Annotated in this window: 26 protein-coding genes; 24 read left to right on the top strand and 2 right to left on the bottom strand. The window is 57.9% G+C overall.

All coding sequences use genetic code 11. From position 1 onward, the window contains the following. Positions 1–3 precede the first annotated feature (3 nt). From tgt to KGB03_RS03575, 5 genes are all read left to right on the top strand, one after another. On the top strand, positions 4–1,119 hold the full coding sequence (tgt, locus tag KGB03_RS03595) for a tRNA guanosine(34) transglycosylase Tgt (RefSeq protein WP_223526370.1): 1,116 nt from the start codon (positions 4–6) through the stop codon (positions 1,117–1,119). Between the two features lie 43 nt (positions 1,120–1,162). Beyond that, positions 1,163–1,501 (top strand): preprotein translocase subunit YajC, encoded by a 339-nt coding sequence (gene yajC / locus KGB03_RS03590; protein ID WP_111450288.1) that lies wholly within the window; start codon positions 1,163–1,165, stop codon positions 1,499–1,501. 63 nt (positions 1,502–1,564) lie between these two features. After that, positions 1,565–3,433, top strand: coding sequence for a protein translocase subunit SecD (gene secD / locus KGB03_RS03585; protein ID WP_111450287.1), 1,869 nt, complete (start codon positions 1,565–1,567; stop codon positions 3,431–3,433). Between the two features lie 9 nt (positions 3,434–3,442). Beyond that, the gene (gene secF, locus KGB03_RS03580; RefSeq protein ID WP_223526356.1) at positions 3,443–4,357 is read left to right on the top strand and encodes a protein translocase subunit SecF; all 915 of its coding nucleotides are present in this window, start codon (positions 3,443–3,445) and stop codon (positions 4,355–4,357) included. 120 nt (positions 4,358–4,477) lie between these two features. Then, the gene (locus KGB03_RS03575) at positions 4,478–5,029 is read left to right on the top strand and encodes a glycine zipper 2TM domain-containing protein (RefSeq protein ID WP_111450285.1); all 552 of its coding nucleotides are present in this window, start codon (positions 4,478–4,480) and stop codon (positions 5,027–5,029) included. Positions 5,030–5,283: 254 nt separating this feature from the next. Here the strand turns inward: KGB03_RS03575 and suhB are convergent, their stop codons facing one another. Next, entirely contained in the window at positions 5,284–6,099 is an 816-nt protein-coding gene (gene suhB / locus KGB03_RS03570) for an inositol-phosphate phosphatase (protein WP_008147729.1), read from the bottom strand. Positions 6,100–6,245: 146 nt separating this feature from the next. Here suhB and trmJ point away from each other — a divergent pair, with 146 nt between their 5' ends. From trmJ to der, 19 genes are all read left to right on the top strand, one after another. After that, positions 6,246–7,016, top strand: a complete 771-nt coding sequence (gene trmJ / locus KGB03_RS03565) for a tRNA (cytosine(32)/uridine(32)-2'-O)-methyltransferase TrmJ (RefSeq protein ID WP_192410236.1) — start codon at positions 6,246–6,248, stop codon at positions 7,014–7,016. Between the two features lie 2 nt (positions 7,017–7,018). After that, a complete protein-coding gene (gene cysE, locus KGB03_RS03560) occupies positions 7,019–7,795 on the top strand; it encodes a serine O-acetyltransferase (protein WP_111450283.1) in 777 nt (258 codons plus the stop codon). A 244-nt stretch (positions 7,796–8,039) separates the two neighbouring features. Then, positions 8,040–8,531 (top strand): Fe-S cluster assembly transcriptional regulator IscR, encoded by a 492-nt coding sequence (iscR, locus tag KGB03_RS03555; RefSeq protein WP_007903581.1) that lies wholly within the window; start codon positions 8,040–8,042, stop codon positions 8,529–8,531. A 50-nt stretch (positions 8,532–8,581) separates the two neighbouring features. Beyond that, positions 8,582–9,796, top strand: coding sequence for an IscS subfamily cysteine desulfurase (locus KGB03_RS03550; protein ID WP_192410237.1), 1,215 nt, complete (start codon positions 8,582–8,584; stop codon positions 9,794–9,796). Between the two features lie 84 nt (positions 9,797–9,880). Then, complete coding sequence (gene iscU, locus KGB03_RS03545) at positions 9,881–10,267, top strand: Fe-S cluster assembly scaffold IscU (protein ID WP_003443374.1); 387 nt, start codon at positions 9,881–9,883, stop codon at positions 10,265–10,267. A 34-nt stretch (positions 10,268–10,301) separates the two neighbouring features. Further along, on the top strand, positions 10,302–10,625 hold the full coding sequence (gene iscA / locus KGB03_RS03540; RefSeq protein WP_007903589.1) for an iron-sulfur cluster assembly protein IscA: 324 nt from the start codon (positions 10,302–10,304) through the stop codon (positions 10,623–10,625). Between the two features lie 8 nt (positions 10,626–10,633). After that, a complete protein-coding gene (gene hscB, locus KGB03_RS03535; protein ID WP_008070981.1) occupies positions 10,634–11,155 on the top strand; it encodes a co-chaperone HscB in 522 nt (173 codons plus the stop codon). A gap of 51 nt (positions 11,156–11,206) precedes the next feature. Then, entirely contained in the window at positions 11,207–13,069 is a 1,863-nt protein-coding gene (hscA, locus tag KGB03_RS03530; RefSeq protein WP_218538182.1) for a Fe-S protein assembly chaperone HscA, read from the top strand. 2 nt (positions 13,070–13,071) lie between these two features. After that, entirely contained in the window at positions 13,072–13,413 is a 342-nt protein-coding gene (fdx, locus tag KGB03_RS03525) for an ISC system 2Fe-2S type ferredoxin (protein ID WP_111450280.1), read from the top strand. A gap of 14 nt (positions 13,414–13,427) precedes the next feature. Continuing rightward, complete coding sequence (gene iscX, locus KGB03_RS03520) at positions 13,428–13,628, top strand: Fe-S cluster assembly protein IscX (protein ID WP_008147746.1); 201 nt, start codon at positions 13,428–13,430, stop codon at positions 13,626–13,628. Positions 13,629–13,720: 92 nt separating this feature from the next. Next, positions 13,721–14,146: a nucleoside-diphosphate kinase gene (gene ndk / locus KGB03_RS03515; protein ID WP_007903599.1), complete on the top strand. Its 426-nt coding sequence runs from the start codon at positions 13,721–13,723 to the stop codon at positions 14,144–14,146. A gap of 28 nt (positions 14,147–14,174) precedes the next feature. After that, a complete protein-coding gene (gene rlmN, locus KGB03_RS03510) occupies positions 14,175–15,323 on the top strand; it encodes a 23S rRNA (adenine(2503)-C(2))-methyltransferase RlmN (protein WP_008147747.1) in 1,149 nt (382 codons plus the stop codon). Between the two features lie 12 nt (positions 15,324–15,335). After that, positions 15,336–16,094, top strand: a complete 759-nt coding sequence (gene pilW / locus KGB03_RS03505; RefSeq protein ID WP_218538183.1) for a type IV pilus biogenesis/stability protein PilW — start codon at positions 15,336–15,338, stop codon at positions 16,092–16,094. Continuing rightward, positions 16,094–17,113: a helix-turn-helix domain-containing protein gene (locus KGB03_RS03500; protein WP_218538184.1), complete on the top strand. Its 1,020-nt coding sequence runs from the start codon at positions 16,094–16,096 to the stop codon at positions 17,111–17,113. Before pilW ends, KGB03_RS03500 begins: the two co-directional genes overlap by 1 nt. A 3-nt stretch (positions 17,114–17,116) precedes the next feature. Beyond that, on the top strand, positions 17,117–18,226 hold the full coding sequence (gene ispG / locus KGB03_RS03495) for a flavodoxin-dependent (E)-4-hydroxy-3-methylbut-2-enyl-diphosphate synthase (RefSeq protein ID WP_010457850.1): 1,110 nt from the start codon (positions 17,117–17,119) through the stop codon (positions 18,224–18,226). Positions 18,227–18,263: 37 nt separating this feature from the next. Then, on the top strand, positions 18,264–19,553 hold the full coding sequence (hisS, locus tag KGB03_RS03490; RefSeq protein WP_223526355.1) for a histidine--tRNA ligase: 1,290 nt from the start codon (positions 18,264–18,266) through the stop codon (positions 19,551–19,553). Positions 19,554–19,593: 40 nt separating this feature from the next. Continuing rightward, positions 19,594–20,235, top strand: a complete 642-nt coding sequence (locus tag KGB03_RS03485; RefSeq protein ID WP_111450276.1) for a tetratricopeptide repeat protein — start codon at positions 19,594–19,596, stop codon at positions 20,233–20,235. Next, positions 20,228–21,379 carry an outer membrane protein assembly factor BamB gene (bamB, locus tag KGB03_RS03480; protein WP_192410240.1) on the top strand — a complete coding sequence of 384 codons (1,152 nt, stop codon included), beginning with the start codon at positions 20,228–20,230 and terminating at the stop codon, positions 21,377–21,379. The genes KGB03_RS03485 and bamB overlap by 8 nt, the downstream gene beginning before the upstream one ends. A 217-nt stretch (positions 21,380–21,596) precedes the next feature. After that, positions 21,597–23,066 (top strand): ribosome biogenesis GTPase Der, encoded by a 1,470-nt coding sequence (gene der / locus KGB03_RS03475; protein WP_046046039.1) that lies wholly within the window; start codon positions 21,597–21,599, stop codon positions 23,064–23,066. 69 nt (positions 23,067–23,135) lie between these two features. On the opposite strand, the gene KGB03_RS03470 is transcribed toward der, so the two are convergent. After that, positions 23,136–24,365: a hypothetical protein gene (locus KGB03_RS03470; protein WP_223526354.1), complete on the bottom strand. Its 1,230-nt coding sequence runs from the start codon at positions 24,363–24,365 to the stop codon at positions 23,136–23,138. Between the last annotated feature and the right edge of the window lie 152 nt (positions 24,366–24,517).

Here is a 24,517-nt window from a genome sequence, read left to right as displayed (position 1 = left end):
CGTATGTCGTTTGAGTTACTTGCTACCGACGGCAAGGCTCGTCGCGGTCGTTTGACCTTTCCACGCGGTACCGTAGAAACCCCGGCCTTCATGCCGGTGGGCACCTACGGCACGGTCAAGGGCATGTTGCCGCGGGATATCACCGCCATAGGCGCGGAAATCATTCTGGGCAACACCTTCCACTTGTGGCTGCGTCCTGGCACCGAAGTGATCAAGAAGCACGGCGACCTGCACGATTTCATGCAGTGGAAAGGCCCGATTCTGACTGACTCCGGCGGTTTCCAGGTGTTCAGCCTGGGCGCCATGCGCAAGATCAAGGAGGAGGGCGTAACCTTCGCTTCTCCTGTCGACGGCGCCAAAGTGTTCATGGGCCCGGAAGAGTCGATGCAGGTCCAGCGTGACCTGGGCTCGGACATCGTGATGATCTTTGACGAATGCACCCCGTACCCGGCCGACGAAGACGTCGCGCGGGTGTCGATGGAGCTGTCGTTGCGTTGGGCCAAGCGTTCGAAAGAAGCCCATGGCGACAACACGGCGGCACTGTTCGGCATCGTTCAGGGCGGGATGCACCAGGATTTGCGCATGCGCTCCCTGGAAGGCCTCGACAATATCGGCTTCGATGGCCTGGCCATTGGCGGTCTGTCGGTGGGCGAGCCGAAACACGAGATGATCAAGGTGCTGGATTACCTGCCGGGTCAGATGCCGGCTGACAAACCTCGTTACCTTATGGGCGTTGGCAAACCGGAAGATCTGGTTGAGGGTGTGCGCCGCGGTGTGGACATGTTCGATTGCGTGATGCCAACCCGTAATGCCCGCAATGGGCATCTGTTCATTGATACAGGCGTGCTGAAGATCCGTAACGCGTTCCATCGCCATGATGATTCGCCGCTGGATCCGACCTGCGATTGCTACACCTGCCAGAACTTCTCCCGTGCTTATCTGCACCATCTGGACAAGTGCGGCGAAATGCTGGGTAGCATGTTGAATACCATCCACAATTTGCGCCATTACCAGGTGCTTATGGCTGGTTTGCGCGAGGCTATTCAACAGGGTACATTGGCCGCCTTTGTCGATGCCTTCTACGCCAAACGCGGGTTACCTGTTCCGCCTTTGGACTGAGTTTTCTGACCCCAAGATTCAACATTTGCAACTGGAGTGCTAAATGAGCTTTTTTATCTCTAATGCCATGGCTGACGCTGCTGCACCGGCAGCTGCCGGCCCTATGGGTGGCGGTTTTGAGTGGATTTTCCTGGTCGGTTTCCTGGTCATCTTCTACCTGATGATCTGGCGTCCACAGGCCAAGCGCGCCAAAGAGCAGAAGAACCTGCTGAGCAGCCTGCAGAAAGGCGACGAAGTTGTGACCACCGGTGGTATCGCCGGCAAGATCACTAAAGTGGCCGACGACTTCGTTGTTCTGGAAGTTTCCGACACCATCGAAATGAAGTTCCAGAAAGGCGCCATCGCCGCCACGCTGCCAAAAGGCACGCTAAAAGCGATCTAAGTTTCAACTTCTACTCAATCGACGGGGCGCGCAAGGCGCCCCGCGTCATAAGCGGGCGGCGTGATGCTGAACAAATACCCTCTGTGGAAATACATTCTGATCCTGGCGGTGCTGGCGGTCGGTCTGATTTATTCCGCTCCCAATCTATATCCTGATGACCCGGCCATTCAGGTCAGCGGTGCAAGCACTGCGCTGTTGGTCAATCAGGCTGATCTGGATCGTGTGAGCACAGCGCTCAAGGAATCCGGGATCAACGTCAAGGCTGCCACCCTGGCAGCAAACGGCAAGGGCGGTCTGATTCGTCTGACCAAGGCTGAAGATCAGCTACCTGCCAAGGACGTCGTGCGCAAGGCATTGGGTGATGACTACGTCGTTGCACTGAACCTGGCACAAACCACCCCGCAATGGCTGCGCAGCCTGGCCGCGCACCCGATGAAGCTGGGTCTGGACTTGTCCGGTGGTGTGCACTTCCTGCTGGAAGTGGACATGGACAAAGCCCTCGACGCTCGCCTGAAAGTGTACGAAGGCGATGTGAAGAGCCTGTTGCGTAAAGAGAAACTGCGCTATCGCAGCCTGCCGCAACTCAACGGTGCCATTCAGCTGGGCTTCACTGATGAAGCAGCCCGCGAACAAGCCCGTGCGCTGATCCGCAAGAGCTTCAACGATTTCGACATTGTTCCGGCCGACCTCAATGGCCAACCGGTACTGCGTCTGGCGATGACCCCGGCCAAGCTGGCGGAAATCCGTGAATACTCCATCAAGCAGAACTTGACCACGGTACGTAACCGCGTCAATGAGCTGGGTGTTGCCGAGCCAATCGTTCAGCGTCAGGGCGCCAACCGCATCGTGGTTGAGCTGCCGGGCGTGCAGGACACCGCCGAAGCCAAGCGTATCCTCGGCAAGACGGCCAACCTTGAGTTCCGTCTGGCCGCTGAGCCAGGTGCTTCGAAAGCCACTTCCGAAACTTTCGAGTTCCGTGAAGGCAAGCGTCCGCCAGCACAGATCGAGCGTGGCTTGATCATCACTGGCGACCAGGTGACTGACGCCAAGGCTGGCTTCGGCGAGCATGGCACGCCAGAAGTGAACATCCGTCTGGATGGCCACGGCGGCGAGCTGATGAGTCGTGCGACTCGCAGCAACGTCGGTCGCAGCATGGCAGTGATCTTTATCGAGCAACGTCCGGTTACCACTTACGTCAAGCAAGTGGTTAACGGCGTCGAGAAAGACGTGCCGGTCCAGACGTTCAAGGAAGAGAAGAAGATCATCAGCCTGGCGACCATTCAGTCGCCGCTGGGTGCTCAGTTCCGCATCACTGGCCTGAACGGTCAGGGCGAGTCGTCCGAGCTGGCGCTGCTGCTGCGTGCCGGTGGTCTGGCTGCCCCGATGTACTTCGCTGAAGAGCGCACCATTGGCCCGAGCCTGGGTGCCGACAACATCGTCAAAGGTATCGATGCATCGCTGTGGGGCATGCTGTTTGTCTCGCTGTTTATCATGGCCATCTACCGCTTCTTCGGCATCATCGCCACCGTCGCTCTGGCAGTGAACATGGTGCTGCTGCTGGCCTTGATGTCGCTGCTGGGTGCAACGCTGACCCTGCCGGGTATCGCCGGTATCGTGTTGACCATGGGTATGGCGGTCGACGCCAACGTTCTGATCTTCTCGCGGATACGTGAAGAGATCGCAGCGGGCATGACCGTACAACGGGCAATCAACGAAGGCTTCGGCCGGGCATTCACCGCGATTCTCGACGCCAACCTGACAACCTTGTTGGTCGGCGGGATTCTCTTTGCGATGGGCACCGGCCCGGTCAAAGGCTTCGCAGTGACCATGTCCCTCGGGATCTTTACCTCGATGTTCACGGCCATCATGGTGACCCGCGCGATGGTCAACCTGATCTTCGGCGGTCGTGACTTCAAGAAGTTGTGGATTTAAGGGGCTGCCATGTTACGTACAATCAACTTCATGGGCGTTCGCAACTTTGCGTTCGGCGTCACATTGTTCCTTACGGTGCTGGCCATTTTCAGCGTCTTCCATAAGGGCATGAACTGGGGCCTGGACTTCACCGGCGGTACGCTCATTGAGCTGACCTACGAGCGTCCGGCCGACGTCACCAAAGTGCGTGAGCAACTGGTGACATCGGGTTATCACGAAGCCATCGTGCAGAGCTTCGGTGCAACTACCGATTTGCTGGTGCGTATGCCGGGTGAAGACCCGCAGCTGGGTCATCAAGTGGCAGAAGCGCTGCTGAAAGTCGGCGGCGACAACCCGGCGACGGTCAAGCGTGTCGAATTCGTCGGCCCTCAGGTCGGCGAAGAGCTGCGCGACCAGGGCGGCCTCGGCATGCTGATGGCATTGGGCGGCATCCTGATCTACCTGGCTTTCCGCTTTCAGTGGAAGTTTGCGGTCGGTGCCATCGTTTCGTTGATTCACGACGTGATCGTGACTGTCGGTATCCTGTCGTTCTTCCAGATCACCTTCGACTTGACGGTGTTGGCGGCGGTGCTGGCGATTATCGGTTACTCGCTCAACGACACCATCGTGGTATTCGACCGGGTTCGTGAGAACTTCCGTGTGCTGCGCAAGGCGACCTTGATCGAGAACATCAACATCTCGACTACCCAGACCCTGCTGCGGACCATGGCGACTTCGATCTCCACCTTGCTGGCGATCGCGGCCCTGCTGTTCTTTGGTGGCGACAACCTGTTCGGCTTCTCCATTGCGCTGTTTGTCGGTGTATTGGCGGGTACCTACTCGTCGATCTACATCGCCAACGTCGTGCTGATCTGGCTGAACCTGAGCACCGAGGATCTGATTCCTGCGGTGGCTACCGATAAGGAAGTTGACGACCGCCCATAACGGCTATCGTTTTCCAGCTGTTGGCCGAAAAGGCGCGAGTGTTGAACTCGCGCCTTTTTTTATGCTCCAAGGCTAGGAGAAGCGCGGGCATGTCCCGCATGTGATGGTCAGGAGGTTCATGTGAACAAGTCGATGCTGGTTGGTGCAGTATTGGGTGCTGTTGGTGTGACGGCCGGGGGTGCTGTTGCCACCTACAGCCTTGTTAAAAAAAGCAGCCCTGAGTATGCGCAAGTTCTAGCCGTTGAACCGGTCAAGACACAAATCAAGACGCCACGTGAAGTATGCAAGGACGTTGCAGTAACCCGGCAAGCGCCGGTGAAAGATCAGCACCAGATCGCCGGTACGGTGGTTGGTGCGCTGGCGGGTGGTCTGTTGGGTAATCAGATCGGCGGCGGTACTGGCAAGAAGATCGCCACGGTGGCCGGTGCGGTCGGCGGTGGTTATGCGGGTAACAAGGTGCAAGAAGGCATGCAGGAGCGCGACACCTACACCACGACCCAAACTCGCTGCAATACGGTGAATGACATCAGTGACAAGGTCGTAGGTTACGACGTGCGTTATTCGCTGGATGGCAAGGAAGGCAAGGTGCGGATGGATCGCGATCCGGGTAATCAGATTCCGGTCGACAAGGAAGGCAAGCTGATCCTGGGGCAGAACGAAGAGAACCGCTAAATATTCAGGTTTGAGAGTCAAAAAGAAGCACCCTGCGGGGTGCTTTTTTTGTGTCCACGATTTATGCATCACCACCAATCCACTGTGGGAGCGGGCTTGCTCGCGAAGGCGGCTTCACATTCAATATTGACTGTGGCTGATGCACCGCTTTCGCGAGCAAGCCCGCTCCCACATTGGATCTGTAGTGTTTTCGGGAATTGGATTTTCAGGCATAAAAAAAGCACCCCGAAGGGTGCTTTTTTGTGGCTGCTCGCTTAGCGCTTCAGCGAGGCCGGCAGGTGCGGCTGAATGGCCGTCAGTACTGCTTTGAAGCATTTGGTGTTACCGGCAACGACGTGGCCTTTCTCAAGGAAGTCGTGACCGCCGGTGAAGTCGCTCACCAAACCGCCGGCTTCCTGGATCAGCAGGGCGCCTGCAGCCATGTCCCATTCGGACAGGCCCGACTCCCAGAAGGCGTCGAAACGGCCGGCCGCTACGTAAGCCAGGTCCAGGCTCGCCGAGCCAGCGCGGCGGATGCCGGCAGTCTGGCCAACCAGGGCGCGGAACATGCCCAGGTAGTTGTCGAGGTTGTCCATCTGGTCATCGCGGAACGGGAAGCCGGTACCCAGCAGGGCGCCGTCCAGGCTGGTGCGGCCGCTGACGCGCAGACGACGACCGTTCAGTTGAGCGCCGCGACCACGGCTGGCGGTGAATTCTTCCTGGCGAACCGGGTCCAGAACAACAGCGTGTTCCAGACGACCGCGGTATTTGCAGGCGATGCTGACAGCGAAGTGAGGAATGCCGCGCAGGAAGTTGGTGGTGCCGTCCAGCGGATCGATGATCCACAGGTATTCTTCGCCTTCGCCGCTGCCCGGGTGCATGCCGGTTTCTTCACCGAGAATGCCGTGGGTAGGGTAGGCCTTGCGCAGCGCGTCGATGATTTTTTGCTCAGCGGCGCGATCCACCTCGGATACGTAATCCTTGGCGTCTTTTTCGTCGACCTTGATGGTATCCAGGCGCTCGATGGAGCGGAAGATCAATTCACTGGCGCTGCGGGCGGCGCGCAGCGCGATATTCAGCATGGGCTGCATGGATGTGTCACCTAAGGTTGTTAAAGAAAGCCGGGCATTCTATCAGAAAGTTTCTACAGGAGAAGGTCGGTGTTCGCTTTCATAGCTTAACGGTAGGTTGAGCTGTAAGATTCTGCTCCCCATTAAAGTGTTCGAGAGCGCCTCCCTTGCTGCAAAACATTCGTGTCGTCCTGGTCAATACCAGCCACCCCGGGAATATCGGCGGTGCTGCGCGTGCCATGAAGAACATGGGCCTGTCGCGGCTGGTGCTGGTCGAACCGCGGTTATTCCCGCATCACGAAGCCGATGCTCGTGCTTCCGGTGCCGGTGACATCCTTGAAAACGCGCAAGTCGTCGCCACCTTGGAAGATGCCTTGGTTGGCTGCAATCTGGTGCTCGGCACCAGTGCCCGTGACCGTCGCATTCCCTGGCCATTGCTCGATCCCCGCGAATGCGGCGTGAAAGTGGTCGAGGAGGCGGCGCAGGGTGCCGAGATTGCCTTGATCTTTGGTCGTGAAGATTCCGGCCTGACCAATGAAGAGCTGCAGCGATGTCATTATCACGTGCACATCCCCTCAGACCCTGAGTTCAGCTCGCTGAACCTTGGGGCAGCGGTGCAGGTATTGAGTTATGAAGTGCGCATGTCCTGGCTGGCGGCCCAAGGCCAGCCGAGCAAGGTCGAGAAGGAAGAAGTGGCCTCCGTCAAAAGCGCTGAGCTGGCGACCATGGATGAGCTGGAGCGATTCTATGAGCACCTGGAGCAAACCCTGGTGGCCATTGAATTCCTCGATCCGGAAAAGCCACGGCACTTGATGGCGCGCCTGCGCCGGTTGTACGGACGTAGCTCGGTCAGCCGGGCGGAAATGAATATATTGCGTGGCATCCTCACGGAAACCCAGAAAGCGGCCCGTGGTGAGCTTCTTAAGCGGAAGGATTAAAAATGTTCGAGCGTTTGCGTGAAGATATCCAGAGTGTTTTCCATCGTGATCCGGCAGCGCGCAACGCCTTTGAAGTTCTGACGTGCTACCCGGGCATGCACGCCATCTGGATCCACCGCTTGTCGTCGGTCCTGTGGGGCATGGGCTGGAAGTGGCTGGCGCGGCTGGTGTCGAACTTCGGTCGCTGGTTGACCGGGATCGAGATCCATCCGGGCGCCAAGGTCGGTCGTCGCTTCTTTATCGACCATGGCATGGGCATCGTCATCGGTGAAACCGCTGAGATCGGTAATGACGTCACCCTTTATCAGGGTGTGACTCTGGGTGGCACCAGTTGGAACAAGGGCAAGCGCCACCCGACGCTTGAGGATGGCGTTGTGGTCGGGGCGGGGGCCAAGGTGCTTGGCCCGTTCACGGTCGGCGCTGGTGCCAAGGTCGGCTCCAACGCCGTGGTCACCAAGGCGGTTCCGCCCGGGGCGACGGTGGTGGGGATTCCGGGGCGGATCATCGTCAAGTCCGATGAAGAGCAGGACGCCAAGCGCAAGGCAATGGCCGAGAAGATCGGTTTCGATGCCTACGGTGTCGGTGAAGACATGCCGGACCCAGTGGCTCGAGCCATTAACCAGTTGCTCGATCATTTGCAGGCTGTAGATGGTCGACTTGAGGGGATGTGCGGGGCGCTGAAGGATCTGGGTAGCAATTACTGTGCGAAAGATCTGCCTGAGCTGCGCGAAGAAGACTTTGCCTGTGTGAAGGACAAGGATCAGAGCCAGGCCAGCTAAACCGAGTCAACTTCATCGCGAGCAGGCTCCCACATTGGGCTTGTGGTGTGTATGGGTTCCTTGTGGGAGTGAGCCTGCTCGCGAAGAGCGATAACGCGCAATTGCTGGCTGTACGCCGCCAGCCTTTGCTATGATGCGCCCGCTCTTTTGCGGGTAATCCCGAGTAAAGCACTAGGTCTTATAGTTGACTTAAATACTCGGGAATTGCATACTCGCCCCATTCCGAACTCCGTGGTAATTGTCCATGCGACTGACTACAAAAGGCCGATACGCCGTAACCGCCATGCTTGACCTGGCGTTGCACGCGCAGCACGGGCCGGTGTCCCTGGCCGATATCTCCGAGCGCCAAGGCATCTCCTTGTCCTACCTCGAACAGCTCTTCGCCAAATTGCGCCGCAGCAATCTGGTGTCCAGCGTCCGTGGTCCAGGCGGCGGCTATCAGCTGTCGCGCGACATGCAGGGCATTCAGGTCGCCCAGGTGATCGATGCGGTAAACGAATCGGTCGATGCAACCAAATGCCAGGGCCAGGGTGATTGCCATCAAGGCGACACCTGTCTGACCCACCACTTGTGGTGCGATCTGAGCCTGCAGATTCACGAATTTCTCAGCGGTATCAGCTTGGCTGACCTTGTCACTCGCCGTGAGGTACAAGAAGTAGCCCAGCGTCAGGATCAACGCCGTTGCAACAGCAAGGCGCCACGCCTGGACAAGATTGAAGCGTCCGCCGTCGAATGACAGCCAAAGAGCTAGCGGCACGCCAGCCAGCCTGATTTAGGAGATAGTCCATGAAATTGCCGATTTACCTTGATTACTCTGCGACCACCCCGGTTGATCCGCGTGTAGCGCAAAAAATGAGTGAATGCCTGCTGGTTGACGGAAACTTCGGTAACCCGGCGTCCCGTTCCCACGTGTTCGGCTGGAAAGCTGAAGAGTCCGTCGAAAACGCTCGTCGTCAGGTCGCTGACCTGGTCAACGCCGATCCGCGTGAAATCGTCTGGACCTCCGGTGCCACCGAGTCCGACAACCTGGCAATCAAGGGTGCGGCGCATTTCTATGCCACTAAAGGCAAGCACCTGATCACCACCAAGATTGAGCACAAGGCTGTCCTCGACACCATGCGCCAACTGGAGCGTGAAGGCTTCGAAGTCACCTACATCGAGCCTCGCACTGATGGTCTGGTCACCCCAGAGATGATCGAGGCGGCGCTGCGCGACGACACCATCCTGGTTTCGGTCATGCACGTGAACAACGAAATCGGCACCATCAACGACATCGCAGCCATCGGCGAACTGACCCGTTCCAAGGGCATCCTGTTCCACGTCGATGCTGCTCAGTCCACCGGCAAGGTCGAAATCGACCTGTCGAAGCTGAAAGTCGACCTGATGTCGTTCTCGGCTCACAAAACCTACGGCCCTAAAGGCATCGGCGCGCTGTACGTCAGCCGCAAGCCGCGTGTTCGCATCGAAGCGACCATGCACGGCGGCGGTCACGAACGTGGCATGCGTTCCGGCACCCTGGCGACCCACCAGATCGTCGGCATGGGCGAAGCCTTTCGTGTAGCCAAGGAAGACATGGTTGCCGAGAACATCCGCATCAAGGCCCTGAGTGACCGCTTCTTCAAGCAGGTCGAAGGCCTGGAAGAGCTGTACATCAACGGCAGCATGACCGCTCGTGTTCCGCACAACCTGAACCTGAGCTTCAACTACGTTGAAGGCGAGTCGCTGATCATGGCGCTCAAGGACCTGGCGGTTTCGTCCGGTTCGGCCTGCACCTCGGCTTCCCTTGAGCCTTCGTACGTACTGCGCGCCCTGGGCCGCAACGACGAACTGGCACACAGCTCGATTCGCTTCACCTTCGGCCGTTTCACCACCGAAGAAGAAATCGACTACGCCGCGCAGAAAGTCTGCGAGGCCGTTACCAAGCTGCGCACCCTGTCGCCGCTGTGGGACATGTACAAAGACGGTGTCGACATTTCGAAAATCGAGTGGGCGGCACACTGATTTCAAGTCGCCGCAAACCGGCCCTGTGAACCTTCGGGCGCAGGGCTTCAAGAGCGACTCTCTGATGAGTGAGGATTAAGAATCATGGCTTACAGCGAAAAGGTCATCGACCACTACGAGAACCCGCGCAACGTCGGCAAGATGGACGCGGAAGACCCTGATGTCGGCACCGGCATGGTCGGCGCTCCGGCGTGCGGCGACGTGATGCGTCTGCAGATCAAGGTCAACGAGCAAGGCATCATCGAAGACGCCAAGTTCAAGACCTATGGCTGCGGTTCGGCTATCGCCTCCAGCTCCCTGGCGACCGAGTGGATGAAAGGCAAGACTCTGGATGAAGCAGAGACCATCAAAAACACTCAGCTGGCTGAAGAACTGGCTCTGCCGCCAGTAAAAATTCACTGCTCCGTACTTGCTGAAGACGCTATCAAAGCGGCCGTTCGCGACTACAAGCAGAAGAAAGGCTTGATCTGACTTTCAGGTTTTGGCGACGAGTAAGGAGTCACCGATGGCTATCAGCATGACAGAAGCGGCTGCTCAACACGTGCGACGCTCCCTCAACGGGCGCGGCAAAGGTGAAGGGATTCGTCTGGGTGTTCGCACCACAGGCTGTTCCGGCCTTGCCTACGTGCTGGAGTTTGTCGACGAGGTGGTTGCAGAGGATCAGGTGTTCGAAAGTCACGGCGAGAAAGTGATCATCGACCCGAAAAGCCTGGCCTACCTGGACGGCACCGAACTCGATTTCGTCAAGGAAGGGTTGAACGAAGGCTTCAAGTTCAACAACCCCAACGTGCGCGGTGAATGTGGCTGCGGCGAAAGCTTCAATATCTGAGGCTGCTCGTGGGTACTCCTTGTCATTTCGCTTTATTTGAGCTGAAACCGAGCTTCCGTCTGGATCTCGATCAGTTGGCCACGCGCTACCGTGAGTTGGCGCGCGGTGTTCATCCGGACCGCTTTGCAGACGCTTCCGAGCGCGAGCAGCGGCTGGCGCTAGAGCAATCCGCGAGCCTCAACGAGGCCTACCAGACGCTCAAAAGTCCCCCAAAGCGCGCGCGTTACTTGCTCGCCATGGGCGGTCGCGAGCTGCCGCTGGAGGTCACGGTGCATGATCCGGAGTTTCTTCTGCAGCAGATGGAGCTGCGTGAAGAGCTCGAAGACCTGCAAGACAGCGCCGACCTGGCGGGTGTTGCAGTGTTCAAGCGTCGCCTGAAGACTGCGCAGGATGAACTGAACGAAAGCTTCGCGGCCTGTTGGGATGATGCAGCGCAACGTGAACAGGCCGAACGCCTGATGCGGCGCATGCAGTTCCTCGACAAGCTCACCTACGAAGTGCGCCAGTTAGAAGAGCGCCTCGACGATTAACCCAGTGCCGCTCCGGTCGCACGCCTGATATACAGATAAGTCCTGATAACGATGGCCCTACTGCAGATCGCCGAACCCGGCCAAAGTCCTCAACCGCACCAGCGTCGTCTGGCTGTGGGGATCGACTTGGGCACTACCAATTCGCTGGTCGCTGCGTTGCGCAGTGGTCTTTCCGAACCTCTGGCTGACGCAGATGGGCAGGTCATTCTGCCGTCTGCCGTGCGCTATCACGCTGATCGCGTTGAAGTCGGCGAGTCGGCCAAGCTGGCTGCCGCCACCGACCCTTTGAACACTGTGCTGTCGGTCAAGCGCTTGATGGGTCGTGGTCTGTCCGACGTCAAGCAGTTGGGCGATCAACTGCCGTACCGCTTTGTCGGCGGCGAGTCGCACATGCCGTTCATCGACACGATTCAGGGCCCGAAAAGCCCGGTCGAAGTCTCCGCCGATATCCTTAAGGTGCTGCGTCAGCGCGCCGAAGCGACCTTGGGTGGCGAACTTGTGGGCGCGGTAATCACCGTTCCGGCCTATTTCGACGATGCTCAGCGTCAAGCCACCAAGGATGCGGCCAAACTGGCCGGTCTGAATGTGCTGCGTCTGCTTAATGAGCCGACCGCTGCCGCTGTGGCTTACGGTCTGGATCAGCACGCTGAAGGCCTGGTCGCGATTTATGACCTGGGTGGTGGCACCTTTGATATTTCGATTCTGCGCCTGACCGGCGGTGTGTTTGAGGTTTTGGCCACCGGTGGCGACAGCGCGCTGGGCGGCGATGACTTCGACCATGCAATCGCCGGCTGGATTATCGAGAGCGCCGGTTTGTCCGCCGACCTCGATCCGGGTGAGCAACGCAATCTGCTGCAAACCGCTTGTGCGGCCAAAGAAGCGCTGACCAATGCCTCGTCTATTGAAGTCGCTTATGGCGACTGGAAAGCCGAGCTGACCCGTGAAGCCTTCAATACGCTGATCGAACCAATGGTTGCCCGCAGCCTGAAAGCCTGTCGCCGCGCTGTGCGTGATTCCGGCATCGAGCTGGACGAGGTGCACGCGGTGGTCATGGTCGGCGGCTCGACTCGCGTGCCTCGTGTCCGCGAAGCCGTCGCTGAAGCCTTCGGCCGCGAACCGCTGACCGAAATCGATCCGGATCAAGTGGTCGCCATCGGTGCCGCGATCCAGGCCGATACCCTGGCTGGCAACAAGCGCGATGGCGATGAGTTGCTGTTGCTTGACGTGATTCCGTTGTCCCTGGGGCTGGAAACCATGGGCGGCCTGATGGAGAAGGTGATTCCGCGCAACACCACCATCCCTGTCGCCCGCGCTCAGGACTTCACGACTTATAAAGATGGCCAGTCGGCCATGGCGATCCACGTATTGCAGGGCGAGCGCGAGCTGATCAGCGACTGCCGCTCCCTGGCACGCTTCGAATTGCGCGGCATTCCGGCGATGGTGGCTGGTGCGGCGAAGATTCGCGTGACCTTCCAGGTCGATGCCGACGGTCTGCTCAGCGTTTCTGCTCGCGAGCTGGGCTCGGGCATTGAGGCCAGCATCCAGGTCAAGCCGTCCTACGGTCTGACGGATGGCGAAATTGCCAAGATGCTCAAGGATTCGTTCCAGCACGCCAACGACGACAAGGTCGCTCGTGTCTTGCGTGAACAGCAGGTCGATGCCCAGCGCCTGATCGAAGCGGTGCAGGGCGCCCTCGATGTCGATGGCGAGCGCTTGCTCGATGCCGAAGAGCGCATGGTCATCGAATTGCAGATGCAGGAACTGACCGAACTGATGAAAGGTACTGATGGTTACGCCATCGAGCAGCAGACCAAGCGTCTGTCGCAAGTGACCGACGCCTTTGCCGCCCGCCGCCTGGACTCGACGGTGAAAGCTGCGTTGGCGGGGCGCAACCTGAATGAGATTGAGGAATAACGATGCCGCAGGTCATTTTTCTGCCACACGAGAAGTTCTGCCCGGAAGGTATGGTTGTGGAGGCTGAGCCTGGCATATCCATTCTCGAGCTGGCCCACGAACACCATATCGAGATGGAAAGCGCCTGTGGCGGCGTCTGCGCCTGCACCACCTGTCATTGCATCATTCGTGAAGGCTTTGACTCGCTGGAAGAGGCGGACGAGCTGGAAGAAGACTTTCTGGATCGTGCCTGGGGTCTGGAGGCGCAATCGCGTCTAGGCTGTCAGGCGATCGTCGGGACTGAAGACCTGACTGTCGAAATTCCGAAATACTCGGTCAACCATGCGGCTGAAGCGCCGCACTGATTCAAGGAACTGAAATGAGTCTGAAATGGGTTGATGTGCTGGAAATCGCGATCCAGCTGGCTGAATCCAAGCCGGATGTGGATCCGCGTTACGTGAACTTCGTCGATCTGCACAAATGGGTGCTGGCATTGCCGGAGTTCAGTGATGATCCGACCCGCGGTGGCGAGAAGGTGCTTGAAGCCATTCAGGCCGCCTGGATCGAAGAAGCAGACTGAGTCTGCGCCGTATGCAGTTAGGCAATACCCAAGAACCCGCGTATAATTCGCGGGTTTAATTTTTCGCAAATTACCGTTTCTGGAGTTACACCATGGCTGTTCAACGTACTTTCTCCATCATCAAGCCTGACGCTGTTGCAAAAAACGTTATCGGCGAGATCACCACTCGTTTCGAAAAAGCTGGCCTGCGCGTTGTAGCTTCGAAACTGAAGCAACTGTCCAAAGCTGAAGCTGAAGGCTTCTACGCTGAGCACAGCGCTCGTGGTTTCTTCAACGACCTGGTTGCTTTCATGATCTCCGGTCCGGTTGTCGTTCAGGTTCTGGAAGGCGAAAACGCTATCGCTCTGAACCGTGAGCTGATGGGCGCTACCAACCCTAAAGAAGCTGCTGCCGGTACCATCCGCGCTGACTTCGCTGATTCGATCGACGCCAACGCTGTACACGGTTCGGACTCCGAAGCCGCTGCTGCTCGCGAAATCTCGTACTTCTTCGCAGCTACTGAAGTAACCACTCGCTAAGCATTGGCTTAAGAGTGAAGGTGAATCCATGACTACATCGACTGTAAAAACCAACCTGCTGGGTCTGACTCAGCTGGAAATGGAAAAATTCTTCGACTCAATCGGGGAGAAGCGTTTCCGTGCCGGTCAGGTAATGAAATGGATTCACCACCTTGGCGTCGATGATTTCGACGCCATGACGAACGTCAGCAAGGCCTTGCGCGACAAGCTCAAGGTTATTGCCGAAGTTCGCGGTCCTGAAGTGGTCAGCGAGGACATTTCCACCGACGGCACCCGTAAGTGGGTGGTGCGCGTGGCGTCCGGCAGCTGCGTCGAGACCGTGTACATTCCCCAGGGCAAACGCGGCACTTTGTGCGTTTCGTCCCAGGCAGGCTGTGCCCTGGATTGCAGTTTCTGCTCCACGGGCAAGCAAGGATTCAACAGCAACCTCACCGCCGCCGAAGTCATCGGCCAGGTGTGGATTGCCAATAAATCGTTCGGCAGCATCCCGGCGACCGCCGACCGTGCCATCACCAACGTGGTGATGATGGGCATGGGTGAGCCGCTGCTGAACTTCGACAACGTCGTGGCCGCCATGCATCTGATGATGGATGACCTGGGCTACGGGATCTCCAAGCGCCGCGTAACCCTGTCTACATCGGGTGTGGTGCCGATGATCGATGAGCTGTCCAAGCACATCGACGTCTCCCTGGCGTTGTCCCTGCACGCACCGAACGACGCATTGCGTAACCAATTGGTGCCGATCAACAAGAAATATCCGCTTAAGATGCTGCTCGAGTCGTGCCAGCGCTACATGTCGTCCCTGGGCGAGAAGCGGGTGCTGACCATTGAGTACACGTTGCTCAAGGACATCAACGACAAGGTTGAACACGCGGTCGAAATGATCGAGTTGCTCAAGAACATCCCGTGCAAGATCAACCTGATTCCGTTCAACCCGTTCCCGCATTCCGGTTACGAGCGCCCGAGCAACAACGCGATTCGTCGTTTCCAGGATCAGCTTCACCATGCCGGTTTCAATGTCACCGTACGCACCACCCGCGGTGAAGACATCGATGCCGCGTGTGGCCAATTGGTAGGACAGGTGCTGGATCGCACCCGTCGCAGCGAACGTTATATCGCCGTGCGCGAGTTAAGCGCCGAAAACGATATCGCAACAAACGCTGCGAACAATAATTAAGAGAGGATCTCTATGTCCCTGCGCTTCGCGCTGCTTTTGCTGTTGGCCAGCCTGTGTGCTGGCTGTGTCCTGTCGGGCGATTTCAACCCGATGAAGACCAGCAAGGGTCGCGATGAAGCGCGCGTTGCCTATGTGCAGCTGGGCTTGGGGTACTTGCAGCAGGGCATGACCGAACGGGCGAAAGTACCGTTAAAGAAAGCGCTGGATCTGGATGACTCGGATCCGGATGCCAACGCTGCGCTGGGGCTGGTATTCCAGGCCGAGATGGAGCCGGAGCTGGCGGATCAGCATTTTCGCAAGGCGCTGTCTTCCCGCCCCAACGATGCGCGAATCCTGAACAACTACGGCAGTTTTCTTTTCGAAGAGAAACGCTACAAAGAAGCTTACGAACGCTTTGAACAGGCCGCCGCCGATACCTTGTACCCCGAGCGTTCGCGGGTGTTCGAGAACCTCGGAATGACCGCTTCGAGGCTGGGGCAGCGTGATCTGGCCCAGCAGCAGCTGGAAAAAGCCCTGCGTTTGAATCGCCAACAGCCGCGTGCCTTGCTGGAAATGGCTGAGTTGTCCTTCGAAGACAGGCATTATGTGCCCGCGCGTGACTATTACGATCGTTTTAGCCTGCTCACCGAGCAAAATGCACGTAGTCTATTGCTCGGCGTTCGGCTGGCAAAAGTGTTTGAAGATCGCGACAAGGCCGCCAGTTTTGGCCTGCAACTAAAACGACTCTATCCCGGTACGCCGGAATATCAGCAATACCTGTCGGAGCAATGATGAAAGCGGCGCATCCCGAAGTTGTAGCAGCGAATCGCGTTAATCCCGGTGAGACTTTACGCCAGGCCCGCGAAAGCAATGGCTGGTCGCTGGCCGAAGTGGCCCTCAAGCTCAACCTCACCGTCAATTCCCTGAGCAATCTGGAAGCCGGCGCTTTCGACAAGCTGCCTGGGCATACCTTTGCTCGCGGTTATATTCGCGCCTACGCGAAATTGCTCGGCATGGATCAAACCGTACTGGTCCAACAGTTCGACCAATCCACCGGCACCGACTCCCAGGGCAGCAACGTTCATAGCCTGGGGCGTATCGAAGAGCCGGTTCGGGTTTCCCACACCATTTTGCGAATTGTCAGCCTGCTGTTGCTGATCGCAGTGATTGGTGGTGGTTTTGTCTGGTGGCAGGATCAGACCTCACTGCGTACCAAAGACCTGATCAGCCTGAGCCCGGAACACGTTGAAGTCGAAGGCGCTGACGGCACCACCCAGATCCATCCGCTGGACGAGCCGGAAGACCAAGCCGTCGCGCAAGGTCAGGCTGAAGGCACAACCGCTCTTGCGTTGCCGCAAGCCGAGACGTCGGCTGAAGCGCCGGCCGAAGCTGAAGCGACTGCGCCTGCTGCACCCGCGCCAACGCCTGTTGCACCGGCTCACAGCACCGCTCCGGTTGTCGCGACTCCAGTCGCGCCAGCCCCGACGGCTCCTGTTGTCTCAACCCCGCCTGCGAGCGCTTCGGTTACTCCGACCATTCCCGCTCCAGCAGCGGCGGCTCCGGTTGCTGGCCAGGGGCAGGTTCAACTGCAGTTCACTTCTGATTGCTGGACGCAAGTGACCGATGGCACCGGCAAGGTGTTGTTGAGCGGTCTCAAGCGTAAAGGCGAAAACGTTTCCGTCAGCGGCAAACCACCGTTTTCCGTGCGTCTGGGCTTCGCCCGTGGCGCGCAGGTCAGCTACAACGGGCAGGTGGTTGATGTCGCTCCGTTCACCAGTGGCGAGACTGCTCGCCTGAAGTTGGGTCAATAAGTCATGCACGGCGAATCTCCAATCAAACGTCGCGAATCCCGCAAGATCTGGGTCGGTAACGTGCCCGTTGGCGGCGATGCGCCTATCGCTGTGCAGAGCATGACCAACAGCGACACCAACGACGTCGCCGCCACTGTGGCCCAGATCAATCGTCTGGAAGCGGCTGGCGTCGATATCGTGCGTATTTCCGTGCCCGACATGGATGCGGCTGAAGCCTTCGGCAAGATCAAGCAACTGGTCAAGGTGCCGTTGGTTGCCGACATCCACTTCGACTACAAGATCGCTCTGCGCGTAGCCGAACTGGGCGTTGACTGCCTGCGCATCAACCCGGGCAACATCGGTCGCGAAGACCGCGTGCGTGCGGTAGTCGATGCCGCCCGTGATCGCGGGATTCCGATCCGCATCGGCGTGAACGCCGGTTCCCTGGAAAAAGACCTGCAAAAGAAATACGGCGAGCCGACTCCGGCTGCGCTGGTTGAATCTGCCCTGCGTCACGTCGAGCACCTTGAACGCCTGAACTTCCAGGACTTCAAGGTCAGTGTGAAAGCTTCTGACGTGTTCATGGCCGTCGCCGCTTACCGCTTGCTGGCCAAGGAAATCGTTCAGCCGCTGCACTTAGGGATCACCGAAGCCGGTGGTTTGCGTTCAGGCACGGTGAAATCCGCCGTGGGCCTCGGTATGCTGCTCGCCGAAGGGATTGGCGATACTATTCGCATCTCATTGGCGGCCGACCCGGTCGAGGAAGTGAAAGTCGGCTACGACATTCTCAAATCCCTGCATCTGCGTTCCCGTGGCATCAACTTCATCGCCTGCCCGAGCTGCTCGCGGCAGAACTTCGATGTGGTCAAAACCATGAACGAGCTGGAAGGGCGCCTCGAAGACCTGCTGGTGCCGCTGGATGTCGCGGTCATCGGTTGCGTGGTCAACGGACCGGGCGAAGCTAAGGAAGCCCATATCGGCTTGACCGGCGGCACGCCAAACCTGATTTACATCGACGGCAAGCCGTCGCAGAAACTGACGAATGACAATCTGGTGGATGAGCTTGAACGCTTGATCCGCCAGAAAGCGGCCGAAAAGGTCGAAGCTGACGCTGCCGTTATCGCGCGTGGCTGAGCCCGACTAAAGAGCCGAACGAATTTAAGGATTTATAGTGAGCAAGTCTCTGCAAGCCATACGTGGCATGAACGACATCCTGCCCGAGCAGACTCCCCTGTGGCGTCATTTCGAAGGCACTGTCTCGCGTTTGCTGGATAACTACGGTTACAAGCAGATCCGCATGCCGATCGTCGAGTTCACCGAGCTGTTCAAGCGCTCCATCGGTGAAGTGACCGACATCGTCGAAAAAGAGATGTACACCTTCGACGACCGCAACGGCGACTCCCTGACCCTGCGCCCCGAAGGCACAGCGGCCTGCGTGCGTGCGGTGCTCGAGCATGGCATTACCGGCGGCGGCCAGGTGCAGAAACTCTGGTACATCGGCCCGATGTTCCGCCACGAACGTCCGCAGAAAGGCCGTTATCGTCAGTTCCACCAGATCGGTTGCGAAGTCTTCAACCTCGACGGTCCGGACATCGATGCCGAGCTGATCGTGCTGACCTGGCGCCTGTGGGGCGAGCTGGGCATCCGTGATGCGGTCAAGCTCGAACTCAACAGCCTGGGCACTGCCGAATCCCGCGGTCGTTATCGCGAAGCGCTGGTCGAGTTCCTTTCGGCCCGCCTGGACAAGCTGGACGAAGACAGCCAGCGCCGTCTGAAAACCAACCCGCTGCGGGTTCTTGATACCAAGAACGCCGACACTCAAGCGGTCCTGGTCGACGCGCCGAAAATGGCCGACTACCTCGACGAAGAATCCCGCGTGCACTTCGAGGGCCTCAAGGCTCGCCTGGACGCCGCCGGCATTCCTTACGTGATCAACCCGAAGCTGGTTCGCGGGCTCGATTACTACAGCAAGACCGTTTTCGAATGGGTCACCGACAAGCTGGGCGCCCAAGGCACCGTGTGTGCCGGTGGTCGTTACGACGGTCTGGTGGAGCAAATGGGCGGCAAGCCGACCCCGGGCGTTGGTTTCGCCATGGGCATCGAGCGCTTGGTACTGCTGCTTGAAACCCTGGAGCAGATCCCGGAAGAGATTTCCCGTCAGGTCGACGTCTACCTCTGCGCCTTCGGTGAAGCCGCCGAGCTGGCCGGTCTGGCCCTGAGTGAACGTGTTCGTGATCAATTGCCCAACCTGCGCCTGCAAGTGAATGCCGGCGCCGGCAGCTTCAAAAGCCAGTTCAAGAAAGCCGACAAGAGTGGTGCGTTGTACGCGCTGATCCTCGGTGACGACGAAATGGCCCAGCAAGTGGTAGGTTTCAAACCCCTGCGTGGCCAGGGCGAACAACAACGCATTGCCTGGGATGCGCTTGCTGCACACCTGGCCACCTGCGTCGTGCAGGGTTGAAGCTGTCAAACAGCCGATTTAGCGATTAAGGAGTATTGGGGTGTCGAGTACCGAAGACGAACATCTGGCGGAGTTTAAGGACTGGTGGACACGCAACGGCAAGCCCCTGGTCACTGGCGGCCTGTTGGCGCTGGTCATCGTGTTCGGCTGGCAGGCCTTTCATAAGTATCAGAGCAATCAGTCGCAAGGCGCCTCGATGCTCTATCAGCAACTGCTGGAAACCACGCTGACGCCAGACGGCAAGCCTGATGCCGCCCGTGTTGCGGACCTGGCCGGCAAGCTCAACAGCGAGTTCGGCGGTAGCGCTTACGCGCAGTACGGCAGCCTGTTCGTGGCAAAAGTTGCGGTCGACAGCGGCAAGCTGGATGACGCAGCCAGCGAGCTGAAAGCCATTGTTGCCAAACCGGCCAACCCGGCGCTGGGCGAAATTGCTCGTCAGCGTCTGGCTCAGGTGCTGGCCGCGCAGAACAAGGCCGATGAAGCCCTGAAGCTGCTCGAAGGCGATGCCGATAAAGCATTCCTGGCCACTCGCGAAGAACTCAAAGGCGATCTGCTGGTGCAGTTGGGTCGTACCGACGAAGCGAACACGGCGTATCAAAAAGCCAAGGCGGCACTGTCGGATGAAGCGGCAGTGGGTGGCCTACAAATCAAGCTGGACGACCTGGCCAAAGGGGATGCGTGACGTGATTCGTTGGAAACATGCAGCATTGCTGGCTCTGGCCATATTGGCCGCGGGTTGCAGCAGCAACAGCAAAAAAGAACTGCCACCGGCCGAGTTGACCGACTTCAAAGAAGAAGTGGTTCTGCAAAAGCAGTGGAGTCGTTCGATCGGTGACGGTCAGGGCGAGTCGTACAACATGCTGGTTCCGGCGATCGATGGCGATACCATCTATGCCGCCGACGTCACCGGTGTGGTGATGGCGATGGATCGCAGCAATGGCGACGTCAAATGGAAGAAAGATCTCGAATTGCCCGTTTCCGGCGCTGTCGGCGTCAGTTACGGTCTGCTCCTGATCGGTACGATCAAGGGTGAAATCGTTGCCCTGGACGCCATCAACGGTGAAGAGAAATGGCGCGCTCGCGTGTCCAGTGAAGTCCTCGCACCGCCGGCCAACAACGGTGATGTCGTTGTCGTTCAGACTCAGGATGACCGTCTGATCGGTCTGGATGCCACTACCGGCAACCAGCGCTGGTTGTATGACAGTACTCCGGCGGTATTGACCCTGCGCGGCACCAGTGCGCCGATCGTCACCAACCGCCTCGCGGTGGCTGGCCTGTCGACCGGTAAAGTGGTCGCTCTCGATATTTCCAACGGCGTGCCGGTTTGGGAGCAACGTGTAGCCATTCCACAGGGTCGTTCGGAACTGGAGCGCGTTGTCGATATCGACGGCGGCCTGCTGCTTTCTGGCGAAACGCTGTACGTCGCCAGCTACCAGGGTCGCGTTGCGGCACTGGACCTGCAAAGCGGTCGTCAGCTTTGGCAGCGTGATGCTTCCAGCTATGCCGGTGTCGCCCAGGGTTTTGGCAACGTCTACGTGAGCCTGTCTTCGGGCACTGTTGAAGGCGTCGACGAACGTTCCACCACAGCCTTGTGGAGCAACGATTCGCTGGCTCGCCGTCAACTGTCGGCTCCGGAAGTGTTCTCCAGCTACGTTGCAGTCGGCGACATGGAAGGCTACCTGCACCTGCTGAGCCAGGTGGACGGTCGTTTCGTCGGCCGCGAACGCATTGACAGCGCTGGCCTGCGTGCCCGTCCGCTGGTGGTGGGTGACACGATTTATCTGTATGGCAACAGCGGCAAACTGGAAGCCCTGACCATTAAGTAAAGGTTTGACTATGCTTGGGGTTTAACCCCCAAGCGGCTTCACCTGTGGGAGCGGGCTTGCTCGCGAAGGGCGTCAACGATGACGCGTACAGCCTGAATAAACGCGGTGCTGCTACGTTTTTTCGCGAGCAAGCCCGCTCCCACAGTGCTGCCCCGAGCACCAGCCGCTGCCTCGCAGCGGCTTTTGTATTTTCTGAAATAACGAAGTGGAGAGCCGCATGGTTCCCGTAATCGCCCTGGTGGGCCGACCGAACGTCGGCAAGTCCACCTTGTTCAACCGCCTGACCAGGACTCGCGACGCCATCGTTGGCGACTTGTCCGGTCTGACCCGTGATCGCCAATACGGTGAGGCCAAGTGGCAAGGGCGTTCCTACATTCTGGTCGACACCGGCGGTATCTCCGGTGACGAGCACGGTATGGACGAAAAAATGGCCGAGCAGTCGCTGCTGGCCATTGAAGAAGCGGATGTCGTTCTGTTCCTGGTAGATGCCAAGGCCGGTTTCACCGCCGCCGACCAGATGATCGCCGAGCATTTGCGCAAACGTAACAAGCGTTCTTACGTGGTTGCCAACAAGGTCGACAACATCGACCCTGAAATGGCCCGCGCCGAATTCGCCCCGTTGGGCATGGGCCACGCGATCCCGATCGCCGGTGCTCATGGTCGTGGCATCACCCAGATGCTGGAAATCGCCCTGAGCGACTTCCCGAAAGACGATGACGAGCTGGAAGAAGGCGAAGAAGAGATCGTTGCCGAAGGCGAGGAAGCCAAGCGCATTCCTGGCCCAAGCGAAAAAGACGGTATCAAGATCGCGATCATCGGCCGTCCGAACGTCGGCAAGTCGACCCTGGTCAACCGTATGCTCGGTGAAGACCGGGTAATCGTCTATGACGAGCCCGGCACCACCCGCGACAGTATCTACATCCCGTTCGAGCGTAACGACGAGAAGTACACGCTGATCGACACCGCTGGTGTGCGCAAGCGCGGCAAGATCCATGAAGAAGTTGAAAAGTTCTCCGTGGTCAAAACCCTTCAAGCGATCAAAGATGCCAACGTGGTGATCTTTGTGATGGACGCCCGCGAAGGCGTGGTCGACCACGACCTCAACCTGCTGGGCTTCGCCATTGAGTCGGGTCGTGCGCTGGTGATCGCGATCAACAAGTGGGACGGCATGACGCCGAGCGAGCGCGACTTCGTGAAGGTCGAGCTGCAACGTCGACTGTTCTTCGTTGACTACGCCGACATTCACTTCATCTCGGCCCTGCACGGCACGGGCGTGGGCAACCTCTACGCCTCCGTACAGAACTCGTTCAAGTCTGCGGTCACCCGCTGGCCAACCAACCGCCTGACCACGATTCTGGAAGATGCGGTCGGTGAGCACGCGCCGCCGATGGTCAACAACCGCCGGATCAAGCTGCGTTATGCCCACTTGGGTGGCGCGAACCCGCCGATCATCGTGATTCACGGTAACCAGATTGAGAAGGTGCCGAAGTCTTACGTGCGCTATCTGGAAAACACTTATCGCCGTGTCTTGAAACTGGTCGGTACGCCGATCCGCATCGAGTTCAAGGGCGGCGAGAACCCGTACGAAGGCAACAAGAACTCGCTCACCGACCGTCAGGTCAACAAGAAGCGTCGGATGATGTCGCACCACAAGAAAGCCGACAAGAAGCGCCGCGACAAGCGCTGACGGTAGCTCGTCTATCAGAATATGCCCACTTCGCAAGATGTGGGCATTTTTACATTCGTAACACGGCCTTTAGTCTATATAGCGCAACAGTAGTAAATCCGGTTGTACGGCAAGACCTTGGTGTTTGCCCAAGACGTAAATGAATCCTCTCATATCAAGCGCCAGATCAATTGGCTGACTTACACCCAAGCCATAGTCGGTCGCCACCCACCCCGTTCCTTTGCCGAATCCTTCATCCAATTTTCCGTCAGACTGAAATCGCCCTAGTACAGAGGTGCCACTCATAAAAGGAGTATTGGAACCAATAGTTACGATCTGACCGTTGTTGTGTAAAGCCACTTTACTCCAGCGCGAATCCTCTCCTAGAGGTGTTAAGTTCGGTTTGCCCTCATTGAAGTGTTGGTCAAAACTAGCGTCTGCATTCAAACGTACCAATAGGGCTGTATTTTCGGATTCGCCACATAGCAGTAGTTTTTCATCTGGTTGGACCATTAAATGGTTTATCTTCCAGTCCGGCCGGCGATAAACACCACTGTCCGCGAAGCCTGTGTCAATCTGGCCGTTGGATTCAAAGCGTTGAATAAAGGCATCGCCACTTTCGCTCTGGCCATAGACCAGGATTTTCAGATCAGGCTGAATAGCGATACCTAGACAGTTGCAGTTTTCGCCTGGGGAAGGGCGCGCTATGGCTTCGCCCTTATTGTCATTGAAGGTACTGTCGACATGTCCTGAAGTAGTGACACGCACAAGCACGTTAGCCCAGTCGTCTACGCCAAAGGTTCGTTGATAAGCGATCATGATGTGTTCGCTGGATTGAAAGCTTGCCCATGCAAACTGCGAATTGTAAGGGCCTGTAGATATGGGATCGTCAAATACGAATTTTCCCTTCTGACCGAAGCTTTCGTCGAGATGCCCCTCTTTTGTGTACATGGCAAGGCAGGGAATGTAGCAGTTATTTGAGTTTTTGAACGTGCCGAATAACAGATAATGCCCGTCTGACATTTGCAAAGTTTGTTGTCCGGCAGAAGGCAATACGTCTTCGCGCTCAACGAATCGATCATGCACATAGCCTCCTTCGCCAAAAGAAGTGTCCGGAGTGCCGTCTTTATTCAGACACTCCATTCCGTAAAAGCCTTGAACGCTGCCGAACTTTGGGCGGTCATTGGCCCAGCTGAGCATCAGTTTTCCACTTGCAGAAAACATCACGCTCTGTGCGAGATAATTGCTACTTCCAGGGAAAACGAGTTCCAGTTTCCCTCCTGTTGCAAAAGACAGATCAAGATCGCCAGGGGTGAGCATTGCAGTTCTCCTTTCAATAGACATTGATGGAGTTCGTAGTTGATCCCTCGGGTTCCCGGCCGTCTACTGTCAGAAATTACAGGTGTAGATATACAGTGCTTTTTTTATGAGGAGCGTTTGGGCTATTCTCGGGCTCTCCCGCGCCGCCGTAG

The sequence above is a fragment of the Pseudomonas sp. BF-B-26 genome, assembly GCF_019956495.1.
GTDB lineage: Bacteria > Pseudomonadota > Gammaproteobacteria > Pseudomonadales > Pseudomonadaceae > Aquipseudomonas.
This window is presented reverse-complemented; position numbering and strand designations above follow the sequence as displayed.

What these genes read in the sequence shown, in the direction of transcription:
- tgt (WP_223526370.1), top strand. Translation starts at nt 4, where the DNA reads ATGTCGTTTGAGTTACTTGCTACCGACGGCAAGGCTCGTCGCGGTCGT.
- yajC (WP_111450288.1), top strand. Translation starts at nt 1,163, where the DNA reads ATGAGCTTTTTTATCTCTAATGCCATGGCTGACGCTGCTGCACCGGCA.
- secD (WP_111450287.1), top strand. Translation starts at nt 1,565, where the DNA reads ATGCTGAACAAATACCCTCTGTGGAAATACATTCTGATCCTGGCGGTG.
- secF (WP_223526356.1), top strand. Translation starts at nt 3,443, where the DNA reads ATGTTACGTACAATCAACTTCATGGGCGTTCGCAACTTTGCGTTCGGC.
- suhB (WP_008147729.1), bottom strand. Translation starts at nt 6,099, where the DNA reads ATGCAGCCCATGCTGAATATCGCGCTGCGCGCCGCCCGCAGCGCCAGT.
- cysE (WP_111450283.1), top strand. Translation starts at nt 7,019, where the DNA reads ATGTTCGAGCGTTTGCGTGAAGATATCCAGAGTGTTTTCCATCGTGAT.
- iscR (WP_007903581.1), top strand. Translation starts at nt 8,040, where the DNA reads ATGCGACTGACTACAAAAGGCCGATACGCCGTAACCGCCATGCTTGAC.
- KGB03_RS03550 (WP_192410237.1), top strand. Translation starts at nt 8,582, where the DNA reads ATGAAATTGCCGATTTACCTTGATTACTCTGCGACCACCCCGGTTGAT.
- iscU (WP_003443374.1), top strand. Translation starts at nt 9,881, where the DNA reads ATGGCTTACAGCGAAAAGGTCATCGACCACTACGAGAACCCGCGCAAC.
- iscA (WP_007903589.1), top strand. Translation starts at nt 10,302, where the DNA reads ATGGCTATCAGCATGACAGAAGCGGCTGCTCAACACGTGCGACGCTCC.
- hscA (WP_218538182.1), top strand. Translation starts at nt 11,207, where the DNA reads ATGGCCCTACTGCAGATCGCCGAACCCGGCCAAAGTCCTCAACCGCAC.
- fdx (WP_111450280.1), top strand. Translation starts at nt 13,072, where the DNA reads ATGCCGCAGGTCATTTTTCTGCCACACGAGAAGTTCTGCCCGGAAGGT.
- iscX (WP_008147746.1), top strand. Translation starts at nt 13,428, where the DNA reads ATGAGTCTGAAATGGGTTGATGTGCTGGAAATCGCGATCCAGCTGGCT.
- ndk (WP_007903599.1), top strand. Translation starts at nt 13,721, where the DNA reads ATGGCTGTTCAACGTACTTTCTCCATCATCAAGCCTGACGCTGTTGCA.
- rlmN (WP_008147747.1), top strand. Translation starts at nt 14,175, where the DNA reads ATGACTACATCGACTGTAAAAACCAACCTGCTGGGTCTGACTCAGCTG.
- pilW (WP_218538183.1), top strand. Translation starts at nt 15,336, where the DNA reads ATGTCCCTGCGCTTCGCGCTGCTTTTGCTGTTGGCCAGCCTGTGTGCT.
- KGB03_RS03500 (WP_218538184.1), top strand. Translation starts at nt 16,094, where the DNA reads ATGAAAGCGGCGCATCCCGAAGTTGTAGCAGCGAATCGCGTTAATCCC.
- ispG (WP_010457850.1), top strand. Translation starts at nt 17,117, where the DNA reads ATGCACGGCGAATCTCCAATCAAACGTCGCGAATCCCGCAAGATCTGG.
- bamB (WP_192410240.1), top strand. Translation starts at nt 20,228, where the DNA reads ATGCGTGACGTGATTCGTTGGAAACATGCAGCATTGCTGGCTCTGGCC.
- der (WP_046046039.1), top strand. Translation starts at nt 21,597, where the DNA reads ATGGTTCCCGTAATCGCCCTGGTGGGCCGACCGAACGTCGGCAAGTCC.
- KGB03_RS03470 (WP_223526354.1), bottom strand. Translation starts at nt 24,365, where the DNA reads ATGCTCACCCCTGGCGATCTTGATCTGTCTTTTGCAACAGGAGGGAAA.